Here is a 15,214-nt window from a genome sequence, read left to right on the forward strand (position 1 = left end):
CGCCACACGGCACATCTTCAACCGCAGCCTACTCCGTCGTCTTGTCGTCGCCCATATCCTCGACATCCTCAAGACGAACGAACGCCGTGCCCTTCGTCTTGAGATCGACCAGTGCCTTCGCCACACCCTCCCCCGCCGCATGGGTGGGCTGATTGATGTGGGAGATGACGACATCGCCGTCCTTGGCGGAGGCAATGCGTTTTTCGGTGATAACAGCGCCGAGCAGCGAACCACCGTCGCCATTCACCGAATAGCCGGCGATGCGATATCCCATGGCGCGGATCTCGCCGATGGCGGAAAGATCGTATTTGGCCGTGGAGCCGCGGAACCAGTGCGGCGCGGGAATGCCGGCCGCGACCATGGCGGCGGCGCCGCCTTGGACTTCCTGCCGCACCGCCTGCGGCGAGCCGGCCGAGGCGATGCCATAGACGAGCGTCGGCGTATCGACGGCCGGAATATGGTTCTCGCCGTGGTTTTCGAGCTCGAAGAGATCCGGATTCTGCAGGAAGACGGCAAGGGCTTGCGGGTTGCGCTTCAGCCAGCGGGCGGTGACGAAGATCGTTGCCGGAATGCGCTCGCGCACGAGGGTCGAAAGGATGCGCTCGTCCGCCTGCCCCATGCAGGCGTCGAAAGTGAGCGCGACGCGGGCATGGCCCGGTATGTTGGAACGGGCGATATGCAGACGCGGCTCGACGAGCTTGACCGCCGGCGCCTTGGACGGACCAATTGCGGCCGGAGCCGAAGCGATTGGCGGCGGCATTTCGTCCGCCAATGCAGCGGAGACGGAGGCGAGAAGCAAGGCCGATGTGAGCAGGATGCGGTTCATGTCATGGACTTTACGATTCGAGCGCCGCAACTCTAGCCGCTCGCCTTGCCAGACGCCATGTGGCCGGATGTCACCGCAGCCGCCGGCGGGAGACCGCATCAATCGTAGAGATAGTACTTGTCCCACTTCTCACGCGGCACCTTCTCACCGATCTGGTAGTCGAGCTGGCGCACGTTGATATGCTGCGGGCCGGTGATGCAATTGTAGGAAAGATGATACCAGTCGCCCTTGCTGCGGAAGACCGCGCCCGGCGCCTGCAGCGAATTGTCGCCGGCGATCGGGTCCTTGAAGGTATAGGCGATCACCTTGTCGGGCTTGAAGCCGGTGCTGTCCTTGTTGATGCGGCTCATCGCTTCCGTGTCGCAGCTCTGTTCCAGGCGGGTGGAGGGATCGAGTTTTTCCAGCTGCTTCTTGATTGCCGGGTCGACGGCAAAGGCGGGGGCAGCCAAGCCGGTCAGGGATACAAACAGGAGCAGACGTTTCGGCATTGCGGAGGAAATCCCTTACTGTTGTACAGTCTTCATCCTGCCGCCGGCGGCTTGCCGGGGGCTGGGCGCGTGCAAAATTCGCTCTGTGATAGCGGACCTCCTTAAATATTGTGGTGACATCAAGGCAGGGCGGGCGGTGCCGTCTCCTCGACTGTGGACGGTCACCTGCACCCTTGGCGCTTGATCCGGCGGCGGCGCGCCTCTATCTCTTGCCAACCCGACATTTCCACCGGAGCCAATTCCTTGTCCGTCTTCAAGAGCCTGCCGACACCGCCCGCCGCACCGAAAAAGCCCGTCTCCGATACGCGCCACGGCATTACCCGCACGGACGATTACGCCTGGCTGCGCGCCGACAACTGGCAGGCAATGTTCAAGGACCCGTCGATCCTCGACCCCGAGATCCGCCGGCATCTGGAAGCCGAAAACGCCTATATGAATGCGGCGATGGAGGATACCAAACCGCTGCAGAAGGCGCTGTCTGCCGAAATGCGCGGCCGCATCAAGGAAGACGACAGCTCGGTACCGATGAAGGACGGCGCCTATGCCTATGGCACGTTCTATGTGACCGGCGGCGAACAGCCGCGTTATTTCCGTATTCCCCGTGACGGCGACGTTGCCGACGAGACGATCCGTACCGTGCTGCTCGACGGCGACGAAGAAGCCGCCGGCAAAGCCTATTTCCGCCTCGCCGGCCTCGACCATACAAGCGACCATAGCCGCGGCATTTGGGGCTATGACGACAAGGGATCGGAGTTCTTCACGCTAAAAGTGCGCGATCTCGCGACCCGGGAAGATCTCAACGACCGGATCGAAAATACCGGCGGCGGCGGCGTCTGGGCGCCCGACGGCAAGAGCTTCTTCTATTCGGCTCTCGACGAGAACCACCGGCCCTCGAAGGTGTTCCACCACATACTCGGGCAGCCCCAATCTGAAGACCGGCTGGTCTATGAGGAGGCCGATGCCGGCTTCTTCATGGGTGTCGGCGGCTCGCTGCTCGACGACTTCATCTATATCGATATTCACGACCACGAGACCAGCGAATACCGGCTGCTGTCGACCAAGGATCTGACAGCCCAGCCGAAGCTGGTGGCAGCGCGCGAGGAAGGCATCGAATATTCGCTGACCGAGGGCGGGGATGTCTTCTACATCCTGACCAATGACGGCGGGGCCAAGGATTTCAAGATCATGGAAGCGCCGGTGGACAATCCGGGCAAGGAAAACTGGCGCGAAGTCGTCGCTCACAAGCCCGGCACGCTCATCATCAGCCACATGGCCTATGCCCGCCATCTTCTGTGGCTGGAGCGCAAGGACGGGCTGCCGCGGATCATGATCCGCGACCGGGCGACCGGCGAGGAACATGCGATCGCCTTTGCCGAGGAGGCCTATTCGCTCGGGCTTTCGGGCGCGGCGGAATACGATACCGACGTCATCCGCTTCTCCTATTCCTCCATGACGACGCCGTCGCAGCTTTACGACTACAATATGGTGACGCGCGAGCGCACATTGCTGAAGACTCAGGAAGTACCCTCCGGCCACAATCCTGAGGACTATGTCACCCGCCGCGTTTTCGCCCCGGCATGGGACGGCGAGACGGTGCCGGTTACCCTACTCTATCGCAAGGATACGGCGCTCGACGGCTCAGCGCCCTGCCTGCTTTACGGCTACGGCGCCTACGGCATCACCATTCCGGCCGGCTTCAACACCAATTGCCTGTCGCTTGCCGACCGCGGCTTCGTCTATGCCATCGCCCATATCCGTGGCGGCAAGGACAAGGGCTTTGCCTGGTACGAAGACGGCAAGATGGACAAGAAGACGAATAGCTTCAAGGACTTCGTCGCCGCGGCGGATTATCTGAATCAACAGAAGTTCACCTCTTACGCGAAGATCATCGCCGAAGGCGGATCGGCCGGCGGCATGCTGATGGGCGCCGTCGCCAACATGGCGCCGGAGAAGTTCGCCGGCATCATCGCCGCCGTTCCGTTCGTCGACGTGCTCAACACCATGCTTGATGACACGCTGCCGCTCACCCCGCCGGAATGGCCGGAATGGGGCAACCCGATCGACAGCAAGGAGGAATACGAGCAGATCGCCGCCTATTCGCCCTATGACAATGTCGAGGCAAAGGCCTACCCGCCGATCCTGGCGCTAGGCGGCCTGACCGATCCGCGCGTCACTTATTGGGAGCCGGCCAAGTGGGTGGCGAAACTGCGGGACAAGACAACGGGCGAGGCGCCGATCCTGCTCAAGACCAACATGGACGCCGGCCATGGCGGGGCGTCGGGACGCTTCCAGCGGCTGGAGGAGATTGCGTTCGAGTATGCGTTTGCGATCAAGGTGGCGGGGAAGATGTAAGGGGTTGGATGGGGCGTGCCGTGTGGCGCCCCCCACGGCAAAGGGAGAGAGAAATGCCCGTCTACATCGCCCTCCTCCGCGCCATCAATGTCGGCGGCACCGGCTCTTTGCCGATGACCGAACTCAAAGCGATCTGCGAAGGCCTCGGCTTTACCGACGTGAAAACCTACATCCAGAGCGGCAATGTGGTTTTCCGCTCGGATGAGGCGGAAAAGACGGTGGAGGAGCGGCTCGACGAAGCGCTCGGCCGCAAGATGGGCAAACGTCCAGGCGTGATGGTGCGCAGCCGTAAAGAGCTTGATGATATCGTCGCCAACGCCCCTTTTCCCGATGCCAAGCCGAATTTCCTGCTCGTCTACTTCCTGCCCGAAAAGGCCTCCGCTGATGCGCTGGAGAAAATGTCTGCGCCCGATGGCGAGGAGGCGAAGCTCGCCGGGCGGGAGATCTATGTGCATTATCCCAATGGATCCGGCCGCTCGAAGCTGAAGCTGCCGGCGCTGAAGCCCGGGACCTCGCGCAATCTCAACACCGTCCGCAAGCTTGCGGAACTGGCCGCTGACATGGAGGGCAACGACCGAGCGCAGCGCGCATAATTTGATTCAAGCGACGCGCGTCAAGCCTTTGTTTCTCCAGGCACCTTCATCCCTCTGGCCTTATAGCCGCTGATCTCCTCGCCAGCGGTCGGCGAGAAACGTAGATTCCAGACGGTCGCGGTGATCGAGATGAGGGTGACGACAATGAAGGCAGTAGAGAAATCGTCCAGCGACGGCGTTTCGACATTGTTGAAGGCCATCGAGCCGTGCAGCGCCAAGGCCCCGACGCAGATGCCGAGCGACAGCATCAGCTGCTGGAAAGTGGTGTAGAAGCTGGTGGCCGAGCTCATCCGCTCCTTTTCGATCTCGTCATAGGCAATGGTGTTGTAGGCGGTGAACTGGAAGGACAGGAAGAAGGCGCTGAGCACCAGGACGACGAAGATGAGCGGCATCGGCCAGTCCGGCCGAAAGGCGGCGCAGAGGGCATAACCGGCCGTGCCGAGGATGCCGTTGAGAACGAGACTTCGGCGGAAACCAAGCCGGCTGAAGACGAACCGCGCCATCGGCTTCATTGCCAGAGCGCCGAGCGCGGTGGCGATAACGATCTGGCCGGCTGCGGCGGCCGACAGCCCGAAGCCGATCTGGAACAGCAGCGGCAGCAGGAAAGGCTGCGCGCCCTGGGTGATGCGGGTCAGCGAACCGGCGATGACTGATGTGCCGAAACTCGGCACCTTCATCAGCGAAAAATCCATGATCGGCGAGGGATGCCGGCGGGCATGCCTCAAATAGGCAATGCCGAAGATGAGGCCGACTGATATCAGGAAGATCGAAAAGGCGCCCTCGCCCTCATGGCTCGACATTTCGAAGCCGAAGAGCAGCGAGCCGAGCGAAATGCCAGAGAGAATGAAGCCGATCGTATCGAAGGGGCCGGCCGCCTTGCCCTTGACCTCGTCGATATAGATCGAGACGAAGATCATGCCGATAATGCCGATCGGCACGTTGATGTAGAAGATCCAGCGCCAGTCGAGATAGGTGACGATGAAGCCGCCGAGCGGCGGACCGACGATCGGGCCGATCAACGCCGGCACCAGCAGCCAGGACATGGCGCTGACCATATCCTTGCGGGCGACGCTGCGCATCAGCACCAGACGGCCGACCGGCATCATCATGGCGCCACCCATTCCCTGCAGCAGCCGCGCCAGCACCAGGAAGAGCAGCGTCGGGGCCAGCGCGCAGAGGACGGAGCCGATGACGAAGACGGCGATCGCCGCCCTGAACACTGTGCGCGAACCGAAGCTGTCGGCCATCCGGCCGCTCGCCGGAATGAAGATCGCCAGGCTGAGGAGATAGGAGGTCAGTGAGATCGACATGGCCGGCGCGCTCACAGCGAAATCGCGCGCCATGGTGGGCAGCGCGGTCGCCAGCACGGTCGCGTCGATATTTTCCATCAGCATCGCACTTGCGACGATCATCGCGATAACCCGAAAATTGGGCGCGGCGCGCCGAACCATCGGCGCCTGGCAAATCTGATCCGACATCGTCCGGAATCACTCACGGTGGCGCGGCGGAGCAGAGGAAGCAGCAAGGCCGCGGGGATGACATGGCACAAAGCCAAGGGGAGACGATCTGCTATACGCCCGAGATCATGGCGGGGCTATGGCCTTTCTGGCAAAGCAGCTTTGACGAGAGGTAAAAGCAGATCACGATTCCTTGCATCGGCATGATCTGCGTGACGGCCGACCGACCGGGCGCGCAAGACCGGCTTGCGCGCGGGCCACCCCGGCCCTACCTATGAACAATGACCTCGACCCCGCAGAAAATCCGATCCGGTGCGGCCTTTCCGTTCGACAACAGCTATGTCGGCTTGCCCGAGCGCTTCTTTGCGCCACAAACGCCGACGCCGGTGGCCGAGCCCCGGCTGATCAAGCTGAACGAACCGTTGGCCGCCGAGCTCGGCCTTGACGTCGAGACGCTACGCCGCGACGGCGCGGCGATCTTTTCCGGCAATCTCGTTCCCGAAGGGGCCGAACCGCTGGCGATGGCCTATGCCGGGCATCAGTTCGGCGGCTTCTCGCCGCAGCTCGGCGACGGCCGGGCGATCCTGCTCGGTGAGGTGGTCGACCGCAGCGGCAAGCGTTTCGATATCCAGCTGAAGGGCGCCGGGCCGACACCTTTTTCGCGCCGCGGCGACGGCCGGGCGGCAATCGGGCCGGTGCTCAGAGAATATATCATTAGCGAGGCGATGTTCGCGCTCGGCATTCCCGCCACCCGGGCGCTGGCGGCCGTGACAACGGGCGAACCGGTCTATCGCGAAGAGGTGCTGCCGGGCGCGGTTTTCACCCGGGTGGCGGCGAGCCATATCCGTGTCGGCACTTTCCAGTATTTCGCCGCAAGGGGCGACACAGACGGCGTGCGGGCGCTCGCCGATTATGTAGTCGACCGCCACTATCCCGAACTGAAGGCTGCCGAAGAACCCCATCTCGCGCTGTTTTCGGCTATCGCGGAGCGCCAGGCGGCGCTGATCGCCCGCTGGCTGCATGTCGGCTTCATCCATGGCGTGATGAATACGGATAACATGACGGTATCTGGCGAGACGATCGACTTCGGCCCTTGCGCCTTCATGGATGTCTATAACCCGGCGACCGTCTTCTCGTCGATCGACCAGCATGGCCGTTATGCCTATGCCAATCAGCCGGCCATCGGCCAGTGGAACCTTGCCCGGCTCGGCGAAACGCTGCTGCCGCTGATCGGCCCTGAGCCGGACGGCGCGGTCGACAAGGCCAATGCCATCATCCGCGCCTATGGCGAGCGGTTCCAGGCCGAGTGGCTTGCCGGCATGCGAAGAAAAATCGGCCTTGCCGGCAAAGAAGATGGCGATCTCGAGCTTGTCCAGGCGCTGCTGTCGCTGATGCAGGCACAGGGCGCCGATTTCACCGTGACATTCCGACGGCTGTCCGATCTGGCCGGCAACGACGGCGCAGAGCCCGCCTTTGCCCGGAGCTTCCGGGAACCGGAAGCCTGCACCCCCTGGCTCACGCGGTGGCGCGAGAGATTATCGCGCGATCCGCAGACAGCGGCCCAACGCGCCGGCGCCATGCGCCGCGCCAACCCAGCCTTCATCCCCCGCAACCACCGGGTCGAACAGGCGATCGAGGCTGCGGTCGAACACGGCGATTTCTCGCTGTTCGAGACGCTGCTCACCGTGCTGTCGAAGCCGTACGAAGACCAGCCGGAATTTGCCGCTTATATGGAACCGCCGAAGCCGGAGGAACGAGTGCTGCAGACTTTCTGCGGGACCTAAGCGGCTTCAATACAACCGTACCGTGACATCCACCTGCGGCAAATGCAGCCGTTGAAAGGCATCTCCCTCGCTCTATCTGCCTGACCGGCGGACCTTTTCCGCTGATCCCCCACCGGCTAACCCACGCGGGAGACAGCCTTATGGCGCTCGTCATCACCTCCATTCTCTTCATCATCATCGGGGTTGCGCTCGGCGGCGGCGGGCTCTGGCTCATCTCGCTCGGCGGCAGCATTTTCTATCTGTTTGCCGGCCTGATGTTCGTCATCACCGCAGCGCTGCTGCTGATGCGCAAGGCGGTGGCGCTCTGGGTCTATGCGGTGCTCGTGGTCGCCGCACTCGCCTGGGCGATCTGGGAGGTGGGATTCGACTGGTGGCAGCTCGGCCCGCGCGGCGGCGTCATCATCCTGCTCGGCCTCTGGCTGCTGACGCCCTGGATCCGTCGGCCGCTCGGCTTTCGCAGCCCGACCGGCATTGTCTACGGCGCTAATCCCTGGCCGCTCGCCGTGCCGGTCATTCTCGCTATCCTCGTCGCCGTCTATTCGATGACGACGGATCCGCATGATCTGGCCGGCGATCTGCCGAAGGATGCGGTCGCCGCCAATCCAAGCTTCGGCGGTAGCGTGCCGGACGGCGAATGGCACCAATATGGCCGCACGCCGTTCGGCCAGCGCTATTCGCCGCTCGACCAGATCAATGTCGAGAATGTCTCCACCTTGAAGGAAGCCTGGCGGTACCAAACCGGCGACGTCAAGCGGCCGGAGGATATCAGCGAGACAACCTATCAGGTGACGCCGCTGAAGGTGAAGGACACGCTCTATCTCTGCACGCCGCATAACTGGGCGATCGCACTCGACGCCAAGACCGGCAAGGAAAAATGGAAATACGACGCCAATTCCGGCATGAATCCCAACCGGCAGCACCAGACCTGCCGCGGCGTCACCTATTATGCCGATCCCGATGCCGCCGCCGGCCAGCCCTGCGCCGAGCGCGTCTACCTGCCGACCTCAGACGCCCGGCTGATCGCGCTCGATGCGGCCGACGGAAAGGTCTGCACCGGCTTTGCCGATCAGGGCGTGCTGCATCTCGAAACCGGCATGCGCTTCAATCCGGCCGGCTATTATTATTCCACCTCGCCGCCGGTCGCGGTAGCCGGCAAGATCATCATCGGCGGGGCGGTGAACGACAATTATTCCACCGAGGAACAATCCGGGGTCATCCGCGCCTTCGACATCAAAACCGGCGCGCTGATCTGGAACTGGGACTCCGGCAATCCCGACGTGACGACGCCGATCGCCGATGGCCAGACCTACACGACCAACTCGCCGAACAGTTGGTCGGTCTTCAGCGTCGACGAGGCGCTCGGTATGGTCTACATCCCGCTCGGCAACCAGGTGCCCGATCAGATCGGCATCGGCCGCAGCGACAATGTCGAGAAATTCTCTTCTTCGATCGTCGCGCTCGATATCGCCAGCGGCCAGCTGCGCTGGGTGCGCCAGACGGTGCATCACGACCTCTGGGACATGGACGTGCCGGCCCAGCCGGCGCTCATCGATCTGACCAAGCCTGACGGCAGCGTGGTTCCCGCCCTCGTCGGCCCGACCAAGCAGGGCGATCTCTATGTGCTCGACCGGCGCAGCGGCGAGCCGATCATCCCGACCAAGGAGATTCCGGCGCCCGGCGGCGCAGTCTCGGGCGATCATACGTCGCCGACGCAGCCGATCTCCGACCTCACCTTCACGCCCGAGCCGCTTCGGGAAAAGGACATGTGGGGCGTATCGCTGTTCGACCAGCTCCTCTGCCGCATCGACTTTCACCGCTACCGCTACGAGGGCCGCTACACGCCGCCGTCGCTGAAAGGCACGATCGTCTATCCCGGCAATTTCGGCACCTTCAACTGGGGCTCGGTGGCTGTGGATCCGGAGCGGCAGATCATGTTCGGCATGCCGACCTATCTCGCCTTCACCTCGCGCCTGGTACCGGCCGCCGACATTCCGCCGCGAGGACAGGACGAGAAGGGCAGCGAACAGGGGCTCAACCGCAATGACGGCGCACCCTACGGCGTCTTCATGGGTCCCTTCCTCGGACCGCTGCAGATCCCCTGCCAGGCGCCGCCATGGGGCTATGTCGCCGGAGTCGACCTGCGCACCGGCAAGATCGCCTATATGCACAAGAACGGAACCGTCCATGACATGACGCCGCTGCCGCTGCCCTTCAAGGTGGGCGTGCCCGGCATCGGCGGGCCGATGCTGACCAAAGGAGGACTCGCCTTCCTCGGCGCGGCGGTCGACAACTACCTGCGCGCCTATGACGTGACCAACGGGCGCGAGCTCTGGCGGGCGCGCCTGCCGGCCGGCGGCCAGGCGACGCCGATGACCTATACGACCGACGACAACAAGCAATATGTCGTCATGGTCGCCGGCGGCCACGGCTCGGTCGGCACCACGCCCGGCGATTACGTGATCGCGTATACGCTACCGTGATGGGAAATCTTCTCGCGAGCTCCATGCGGCCGCCGCATGAGCCCCACGGAAAGTGGAGCGTTTCGATCACCCGCGTTTCCCTCACATTCCGTCATCGGCGGGCCTGACCCGGCGATCCATGCTGCGGGCGCCGACTGGAGAGCTGACGTCCGGCGAAACCCACCCTGAAGTCAGGTGCATGGATGCTCGGGTCAAGCAAAAAGCGGATGCCGGGAGCCTCTATCGCCGGCCTCGGCGACATAGACGGCGGCACGACGGGCACCAGCGGAGCGGAAAGCGAATGGGGCAGAGGTCTCCTTCGCCGCATGCCTACTCCGGCAACCCCGCCATACGAAGCGCCTCTATATAGCGGTTGCGGTCATCCGGTCGCCGGAACGGTGGGAGAATATCGGCGAGGTTCGAAAGCCGAAGCGCCGGATCCAGCAAGCGCAGGCGCGCAATCGTTTCCCCTGCTTCCGCTTTCCGCCCGGCCATGGCTTGGCCCGCCGCCATCACCCGCATCGCGCTGGGGTAATTCGGCTGATGGCGCAACGATTTTGCGGCCCAGACGGCGGCGTCCTCGTAACGACCGGCGCAGAAGTGAGCCAGGCCGGTGTTGAACTGCCAGGCAAACAGGCGCGGATCCACGGGGCTCAGCCTCATGGCGAGGGCAGCATGTTCGACGGCCTTGTCCGGCTCGCCGAGGCAGGCTCGCACCCAACTGCTGACGCCCAGGGCAACGGCCAGGTACGGGTTGAGGAAGAGCGCGCGATCGATGCAAGCCGCGCTGTCATCGAGGTCGCCGCCGACATAACCGAGCACATATCCGCCATAGGCGAGCGCGACTGCATCGTCCCAGCCGAGTTCGACGGCTCTTCTCGCCAGTTGGGTCGCCTCGGCAATTTCGTTGGCCGGATCGATCATCCAGCCATTGCTCTTGCGGGTCGCGTAGCATCGCGCCGCCCGGGCGTGGGCGATGGCAAAATCCGGATCGCGCTCGATTGCCTTCGTGAATAGCCGCAGAGCCTCGTCGACGACTGATCTGTTGGTCACCGTCCGGTCGAAGGCCGCCAGCCCGCGGAGATAATAGTCATAGGCGTCGAGGCTCTCGGTCGGCTTGCGTTTAGCCCGCTCGATCTCCGCCTCTTCCACTTTCGGCGTTATTGCGCCGACAATGCTGGATGCAACCTGATCCTGCAGATCGAACAGGTTCGCCAAAGTTCCGTCAAAACGGTCTGCCCAGAGATGCGCGCCGGTCGAGGTGTCGATGAGTTGTCCGGCGATACGAAGCCGGTCGCCCGCGCGGCGCACGCTTCCCTCGACCACATAGTCCACGTCCAGCTCGCGCCCGACTCGCTTTATGTCGACGGCCTGCCCCTTGTAGGTGAAGCTCGAATTGCGGGCGATGACATAGAGGTGACGGAACTGCGCAAGAGCGATGGTGATATCCTCCACGATGCCGTCGGCAAAATATTCCTGCTCCACATCGCCGCTCAAATTCTGAAACGGCAACACCGCAAGGGATGGCCGATCATGATGTTTCGTCGGAGCGGAGAAGACCTGCAGCTGCGGCTCGACTGCGGCCGCGGCCCGCCGATCACCGGATCGCTGCCGCGGTTGCAGCGAGGCAGCCAGGGACGACGTCTCCGCTTCGGGTTCGACATCCAGATGCTTCTTCAGGAGAGCTAGGCAGGTCTCGAACTGGCGCAAGGCCATGTTCTCGTGGCCGCGGAGAGTGTGGATCCGCATCAACGCCCTGTGAGCACCCTCCGCCGTCGGGTCAGAGGCGAGAAGCCTCTCGGCAAGCCCTTCACAGGGCGGTTCTTCCGCGGAGCCTGGTTCCAAGAGAGCAAGGCTCAAACGTTCCACGAGCTGCAGCGCCTTGCGCTGATATGTGCTTCGGTACGGTGCGAACCACTCAGCCAATTCATCCGGAATGGACTCGCCTTCAAGCAGATCGCCGCGGTAGAGATCCGCTGCGGAGGCGAGATCTGCGCTCGCCCCCGTCCCCAGCTTCCGGTCGAAGAGCGAAATGTCGGCTTGATCGGGATCGACGAAAAGCGCCACCGTCTCCTGATCCCCTTCGATAGAGACGGTGCCGTCACTGCTCGCCGGGAACGACCGCCTGATGTCGACCAGCGCCTGCCGCAAACTATTGCGGGCCTGCTCATTACCTCGTCCCGGCCAGAAGGCTTCGGACAGCACCTCCCTGCGGCAGCCGCGGCGGCCTGCCAACGCCAGGGCAGCAAACAGCAGCGACGTCTTGCGCGTGGCGAAGCGGACTGGCCGGCCTTCTCCGGAGATGACCTCGAGACCGCCTAGCAACCTGATGCGCATAGAAAGCCCCCAGACTTTGAACCGCCGCTCGCAGAATAGCATTTGGGAAGACGGATTTAACACCGATTTAGCGGCGGCTTGTTGAAGTTTTCTTCCCGGTTCACGCTCAGCCGAACAGGCCGAAAACGCCCGCATGGCAGAGTTCCACCCGCACATCACAAGTGGAGATCGGAAATGGCTCATACGGAAACACAGCCCATCGTCAGCGCGCCGACAAACCAGGTGGCTGGCCCCATGAACATCATCGCAAAGCTGATCGCCGGCCTGCAGGCGTGGCGACGGGCGGTCGTGAGCCGGCAACGACTGGCCGAGCTGACACCCGATCAGCTGAGAGACATCGGTCATCCGGAGGCCAATCGGCCCGTGCTCGAAATCAAAGCGGGCCTGATCACGAACTTGATGTCGATGCGGTAATCAATTGATTCTGAAGCGATTTAACACATCACACCATCTCGGTGATCATCCTGCCGACTTCGGCAAAGGTCGGGTTGAGATCCTTCACCGGCGCGGTCGCTTCGGCGATATAGACGGCAGCGACGATCGGCCCACGGTCGGGCGGCCAGATAACGGCGATGTCGCCGAGGGAGCCGTTCGGGCCGGTGCCGGTCTTGTCGCCGACCTTCCAATCGGCAGGCAGGCCGGCCCGCAGCCTTTCCTTGCCCGTGGTGCTCGCCACCAGCCAGGCGATCAGCTTGTCGCAAGAGGCCCCGGTCAACACCGAGCCGAGCGTCAGATTGCCGAGCGTATCGAGCATCGCATCCGGTGCCGTGGTGTCGCGCGGATCGTCCTTACGACCCTCGTTCAGTGTCGGTTCGGTGCGGTCGAGACGCGTGGTGCCGTCGCCGATCGAGCGCAGCCAGTCGGTCAGTGCCGGCGGGCCGCCGAAACTTTCGAGCAGCAGGTTGCCGGCGGTGTTGTCGCTGACCGTTACCGCCGCCTCGCAGAGTTCGGCGATCGTCATGCCGTCGGCACCGGCGTGTTTTTCGCTGAGCGGCGAATAGTCGACGAGCTTGTCCCTGCCGTAGGTCACCCGGCGCTCGAGGCTCTCCTGCCCCTTGTCGACGCGGGCAAGGACGAAGCCTGCCGCCAGCGCCTTGAAGGTGCTGCACATCGGAAAAGCTTCGCTGCCGCGATAGCCGAAGGAAATGCTCGTCTGGGTGTCGAGCACCGAGACGCCGAGGCGTCCGCCGGTGCGCTTTTCCAGCGCGGCCAGGCGACGCTCGATATTGTCGTCGCCCTCCCCCGCAGTTTCCTGTGCATTGGCCGCAAGCGCCAGCGTGGACAGGCCCAAAGCAGGCAGGCAGAGTGCCGAGCCGATCAGCATGCGGCGAGTAAGGCTGGGATCCATGAATTCCTCCGACGATTCGGAGAATAGAGCTAAGGACCGATTGCGGCGGCATCTCGTCCCCGCCGCAACTTGTTGTCAGCCGCTGCACCCTTGTTGAGTAGCAGCGATTTCGTTCTCCGCCCGCAGCAATCAGGCGGCGCGCGTGACCTCGACCGTCACATGCGACAATTCTTCCAGCGCCGAAAGCCTGTCCTTGTAAAAGGCCGGATCGCGCGGCTGCGAGGTGACGACCGCGACGATCGCTGCATGATGGCCGGGGCCGACCTGCCAGACATGCAGGTCGGTGATCCGATCCTCCTCTGTCTCGATCGCCTGGCGGATTTCGCCCGGCAGGCTCTCGCCTTCGGGCATGATGTCGAGAAGGACGCCGCCCGACGATTTCAGCAGGCTCCAGGACCAATTGGCGATCACCAGGCCGCCGACGATGCCCATGATGGGATCGAGCCAGAGCCAACCATACAGGCTGCCGAGGGTCAACGCCGCGATGGCGAGCACTGACGTGAGCGCATCGGCCATCACATGCAGATAGGCGGCGCGGATATTGTTGTCGCCGGCCTCTGCGTGATGGTGGGCATGGTCGCCGTGACCGCCATGGCCATGCGCGTGCGCATGATGAGCATGCGCGGCATGACCGCCGCCGGCCAGCAGCCAGGCGCTGGCGAGATTGACGGCAAGGCCGATGACCGCGACGGCGATTGCCTGGGCAAAGCCGATCGGCACCGGATTGGAGAGGCGCAGCAGGCTCTCCCAGGCCATCAGCAGGGCGATCAGGGCAAGGACAATGGCGCTGGCGAAGCCGGCGAGATCGCCGAGCTTGCCGGTGCCGAAGGTGAAGCGCGGATTGCGCGCCTGCCGGCGGGCAAAGAGATAGGCGAGCGCGGAAATCAAAAGAGCGCTGGCATGGGTCGACATATGCCAGCCATCAGCGACGAGGGCCATGGAGCCGTAGACGGTGCCGGCGGCGATTTCCGCCACCATCATCACCGCCGTCAGCGCAATCACCAGCCAGATGCGCCGCTCGTTGCGCAAATGATCGGCGCCGAGGAACACATGATCGTGTTCGAGGGCTTTCACTTCGACTTTCCCGATCCGGGCATTCATTCCCAGGGTCCTTCTCTCATCAGCGGATATAGGTTCTCAGCACTTCAGATATTTCTTCGACCGCCTCGGCCCGGGCTCTGTCGTCCTCGGCATTGAGCACGTGCTCGCGCAGGTGATCATCCAAAACCTCGCCGGTCAGCCCGGTCAGCGCGCCCCGAATGGAGGCGAGCAGTTGCAGGATTTCGCCGCAGGGGCGTTCAGCCTCGAGCGCCCGCTCGACCGCTTCCAGCTGCCCCTTCAGGCGGCTGACGCGGGCAATAAGCTTCTTCTTCTGCAGGGTGGTGTGAGACATCGCAAACCTTCAGGTAGCATAGGGGGGTATCCTATTGATGTTCTCGGCTGGATTCAAGGTCTGAGATGTTTCAACGTCACGCGCTCACGCCATTGACAAATGCCGCGTTTGCGGCGATGGATGCTGCATGATCAAGAACGTGCACCAGAGCCGCTCGTATTTTTGGCTGTACCTGTA

Annotated in this window: 12 protein-coding genes; 5 read left to right on the forward strand and 7 right to left on the reverse strand. The window is 63.2% G+C overall.

Annotated elements, in window-relative coordinates; all coding sequences use genetic code 11:
- Window positions 1–28: 28 nt before the first annotated feature.
- Together CO660_RS17925 and CO660_RS17930 are read right to left on the reverse strand one after the other, a co-directional pair.
- On the reverse strand, window positions 29–826 hold the full coding sequence (locus tag CO660_RS17925; RefSeq protein ID WP_097599940.1) for a polysaccharide deacetylase family protein: 798 nt from the start codon (window positions 824–826) through the stop codon (window positions 29–31).
- A 98-nt stretch (window positions 827–924) separates the two neighbouring features.
- On the reverse strand, window positions 925–1,314 hold the full coding sequence (locus CO660_RS17930; RefSeq protein WP_097599855.1) for a DUF930 domain-containing protein: 390 nt from the start codon (window positions 1,312–1,314) through the stop codon (window positions 925–927).
- Between the two features lie 243 nt (window positions 1,315–1,557).
- Between CO660_RS17930 and CO660_RS17935 the strand changes: the two genes are divergently transcribed.
- A complete protein-coding gene (locus tag CO660_RS17935) occupies window positions 1,558–3,666 on the forward strand; it encodes a S9 family peptidase (protein ID WP_097599856.1) in 2,109 nt (702 codons plus the stop codon).
- A gap of 53 nt (window positions 3,667–3,719) precedes the next feature.
- Complete coding sequence (locus CO660_RS17940) at window positions 3,720–4,259, forward strand: DUF1697 domain-containing protein (protein ID WP_097599857.1); 540 nt, start codon at window positions 3,720–3,722, stop codon at window positions 4,257–4,259.
- Window positions 4,260–4,279: 20 nt separating this feature from the next.
- On the opposite strand, the gene CO660_RS17945 is transcribed toward CO660_RS17940, so the two are convergent.
- Window positions 4,280–5,737, reverse strand: coding sequence for an MFS transporter (locus CO660_RS17945; protein ID WP_097599858.1), 1,458 nt, complete (start codon window positions 5,735–5,737; stop codon window positions 4,280–4,282).
- A 260-nt stretch (window positions 5,738–5,997) separates the two neighbouring features.
- Between CO660_RS17945 and CO660_RS17950 the strand changes: the two genes are divergently transcribed.
- Both CO660_RS17950 and CO660_RS17955 read left to right on the forward strand, forming a co-directional pair.
- A complete protein-coding gene (locus CO660_RS17950; RefSeq protein WP_097599859.1) occupies window positions 5,998–7,500 on the forward strand; it encodes a protein adenylyltransferase SelO in 1,503 nt (500 codons plus the stop codon).
- A 140-nt stretch (window positions 7,501–7,640) separates the two neighbouring features.
- Window positions 7,641–9,980: a glucose/quinate/shikimate family membrane-bound PQQ-dependent dehydrogenase gene (locus CO660_RS17955; RefSeq protein WP_097599860.1), complete on the forward strand. Its 2,340-nt coding sequence runs from the start codon at window positions 7,641–7,643 to the stop codon at window positions 9,978–9,980.
- A 309-nt stretch (window positions 9,981–10,289) separates the two neighbouring features.
- On the opposite strand, the gene CO660_RS17960 is transcribed toward CO660_RS17955, so the two are convergent.
- Window positions 10,290–12,296 carry a BTAD domain-containing putative transcriptional regulator gene (locus tag CO660_RS17960; protein ID WP_097599861.1) on the reverse strand — a complete coding sequence of 669 codons (2,007 nt, stop codon included), beginning with the start codon at window positions 12,294–12,296 and terminating at the stop codon, window positions 10,290–10,292.
- Window positions 12,297–12,470: 174 nt separating this feature from the next.
- On the opposite strand from CO660_RS17960, the gene CO660_RS17965 reads away from it, so the two are divergent.
- On the forward strand, window positions 12,471–12,710 hold the full coding sequence (locus CO660_RS17965; RefSeq protein WP_097599862.1) for a DUF1127 domain-containing protein: 240 nt from the start codon (window positions 12,471–12,473) through the stop codon (window positions 12,708–12,710).
- Window positions 12,711–12,738: 28 nt separating this feature from the next.
- Here CO660_RS17965 and bla read toward each other — a convergent pair whose 3' ends face one another.
- From bla to dmeR, 3 genes are all read right to left on the reverse strand, one after another.
- Entirely contained in the window at window positions 12,739–13,644 is a 906-nt protein-coding gene (gene bla / locus CO660_RS17970) for a class A beta-lactamase (RefSeq protein WP_085777453.1), read from the reverse strand.
- Between the two features lie 129 nt (window positions 13,645–13,773).
- On the reverse strand, window positions 13,774–14,745 hold the full coding sequence (dmeF, locus tag CO660_RS17975; protein ID WP_097599863.1) for a CDF family Co(II)/Ni(II) efflux transporter DmeF: 972 nt from the start codon (window positions 14,743–14,745) through the stop codon (window positions 13,774–13,776).
- A gap of 19 nt (window positions 14,746–14,764) precedes the next feature.
- Window positions 14,765–15,037, reverse strand: a complete 273-nt coding sequence (gene dmeR / locus CO660_RS17980) for a Ni(II)/Co(II)-sensing transcriptional repressor DmeR (RefSeq protein ID WP_097599864.1) — start codon at window positions 15,035–15,037, stop codon at window positions 14,765–14,767.
- Window positions 15,038–15,214: the final 177 nt, after the last annotated feature.

Origin of the sequence: Rhizobium sp. L9 (assembly GCF_002531885.1) — a bacterium.
In the GTDB taxonomy this organism is placed as follows: Bacteria; Pseudomonadota; Alphaproteobacteria; order Rhizobiales; family Rhizobiaceae; genus Rhizobium.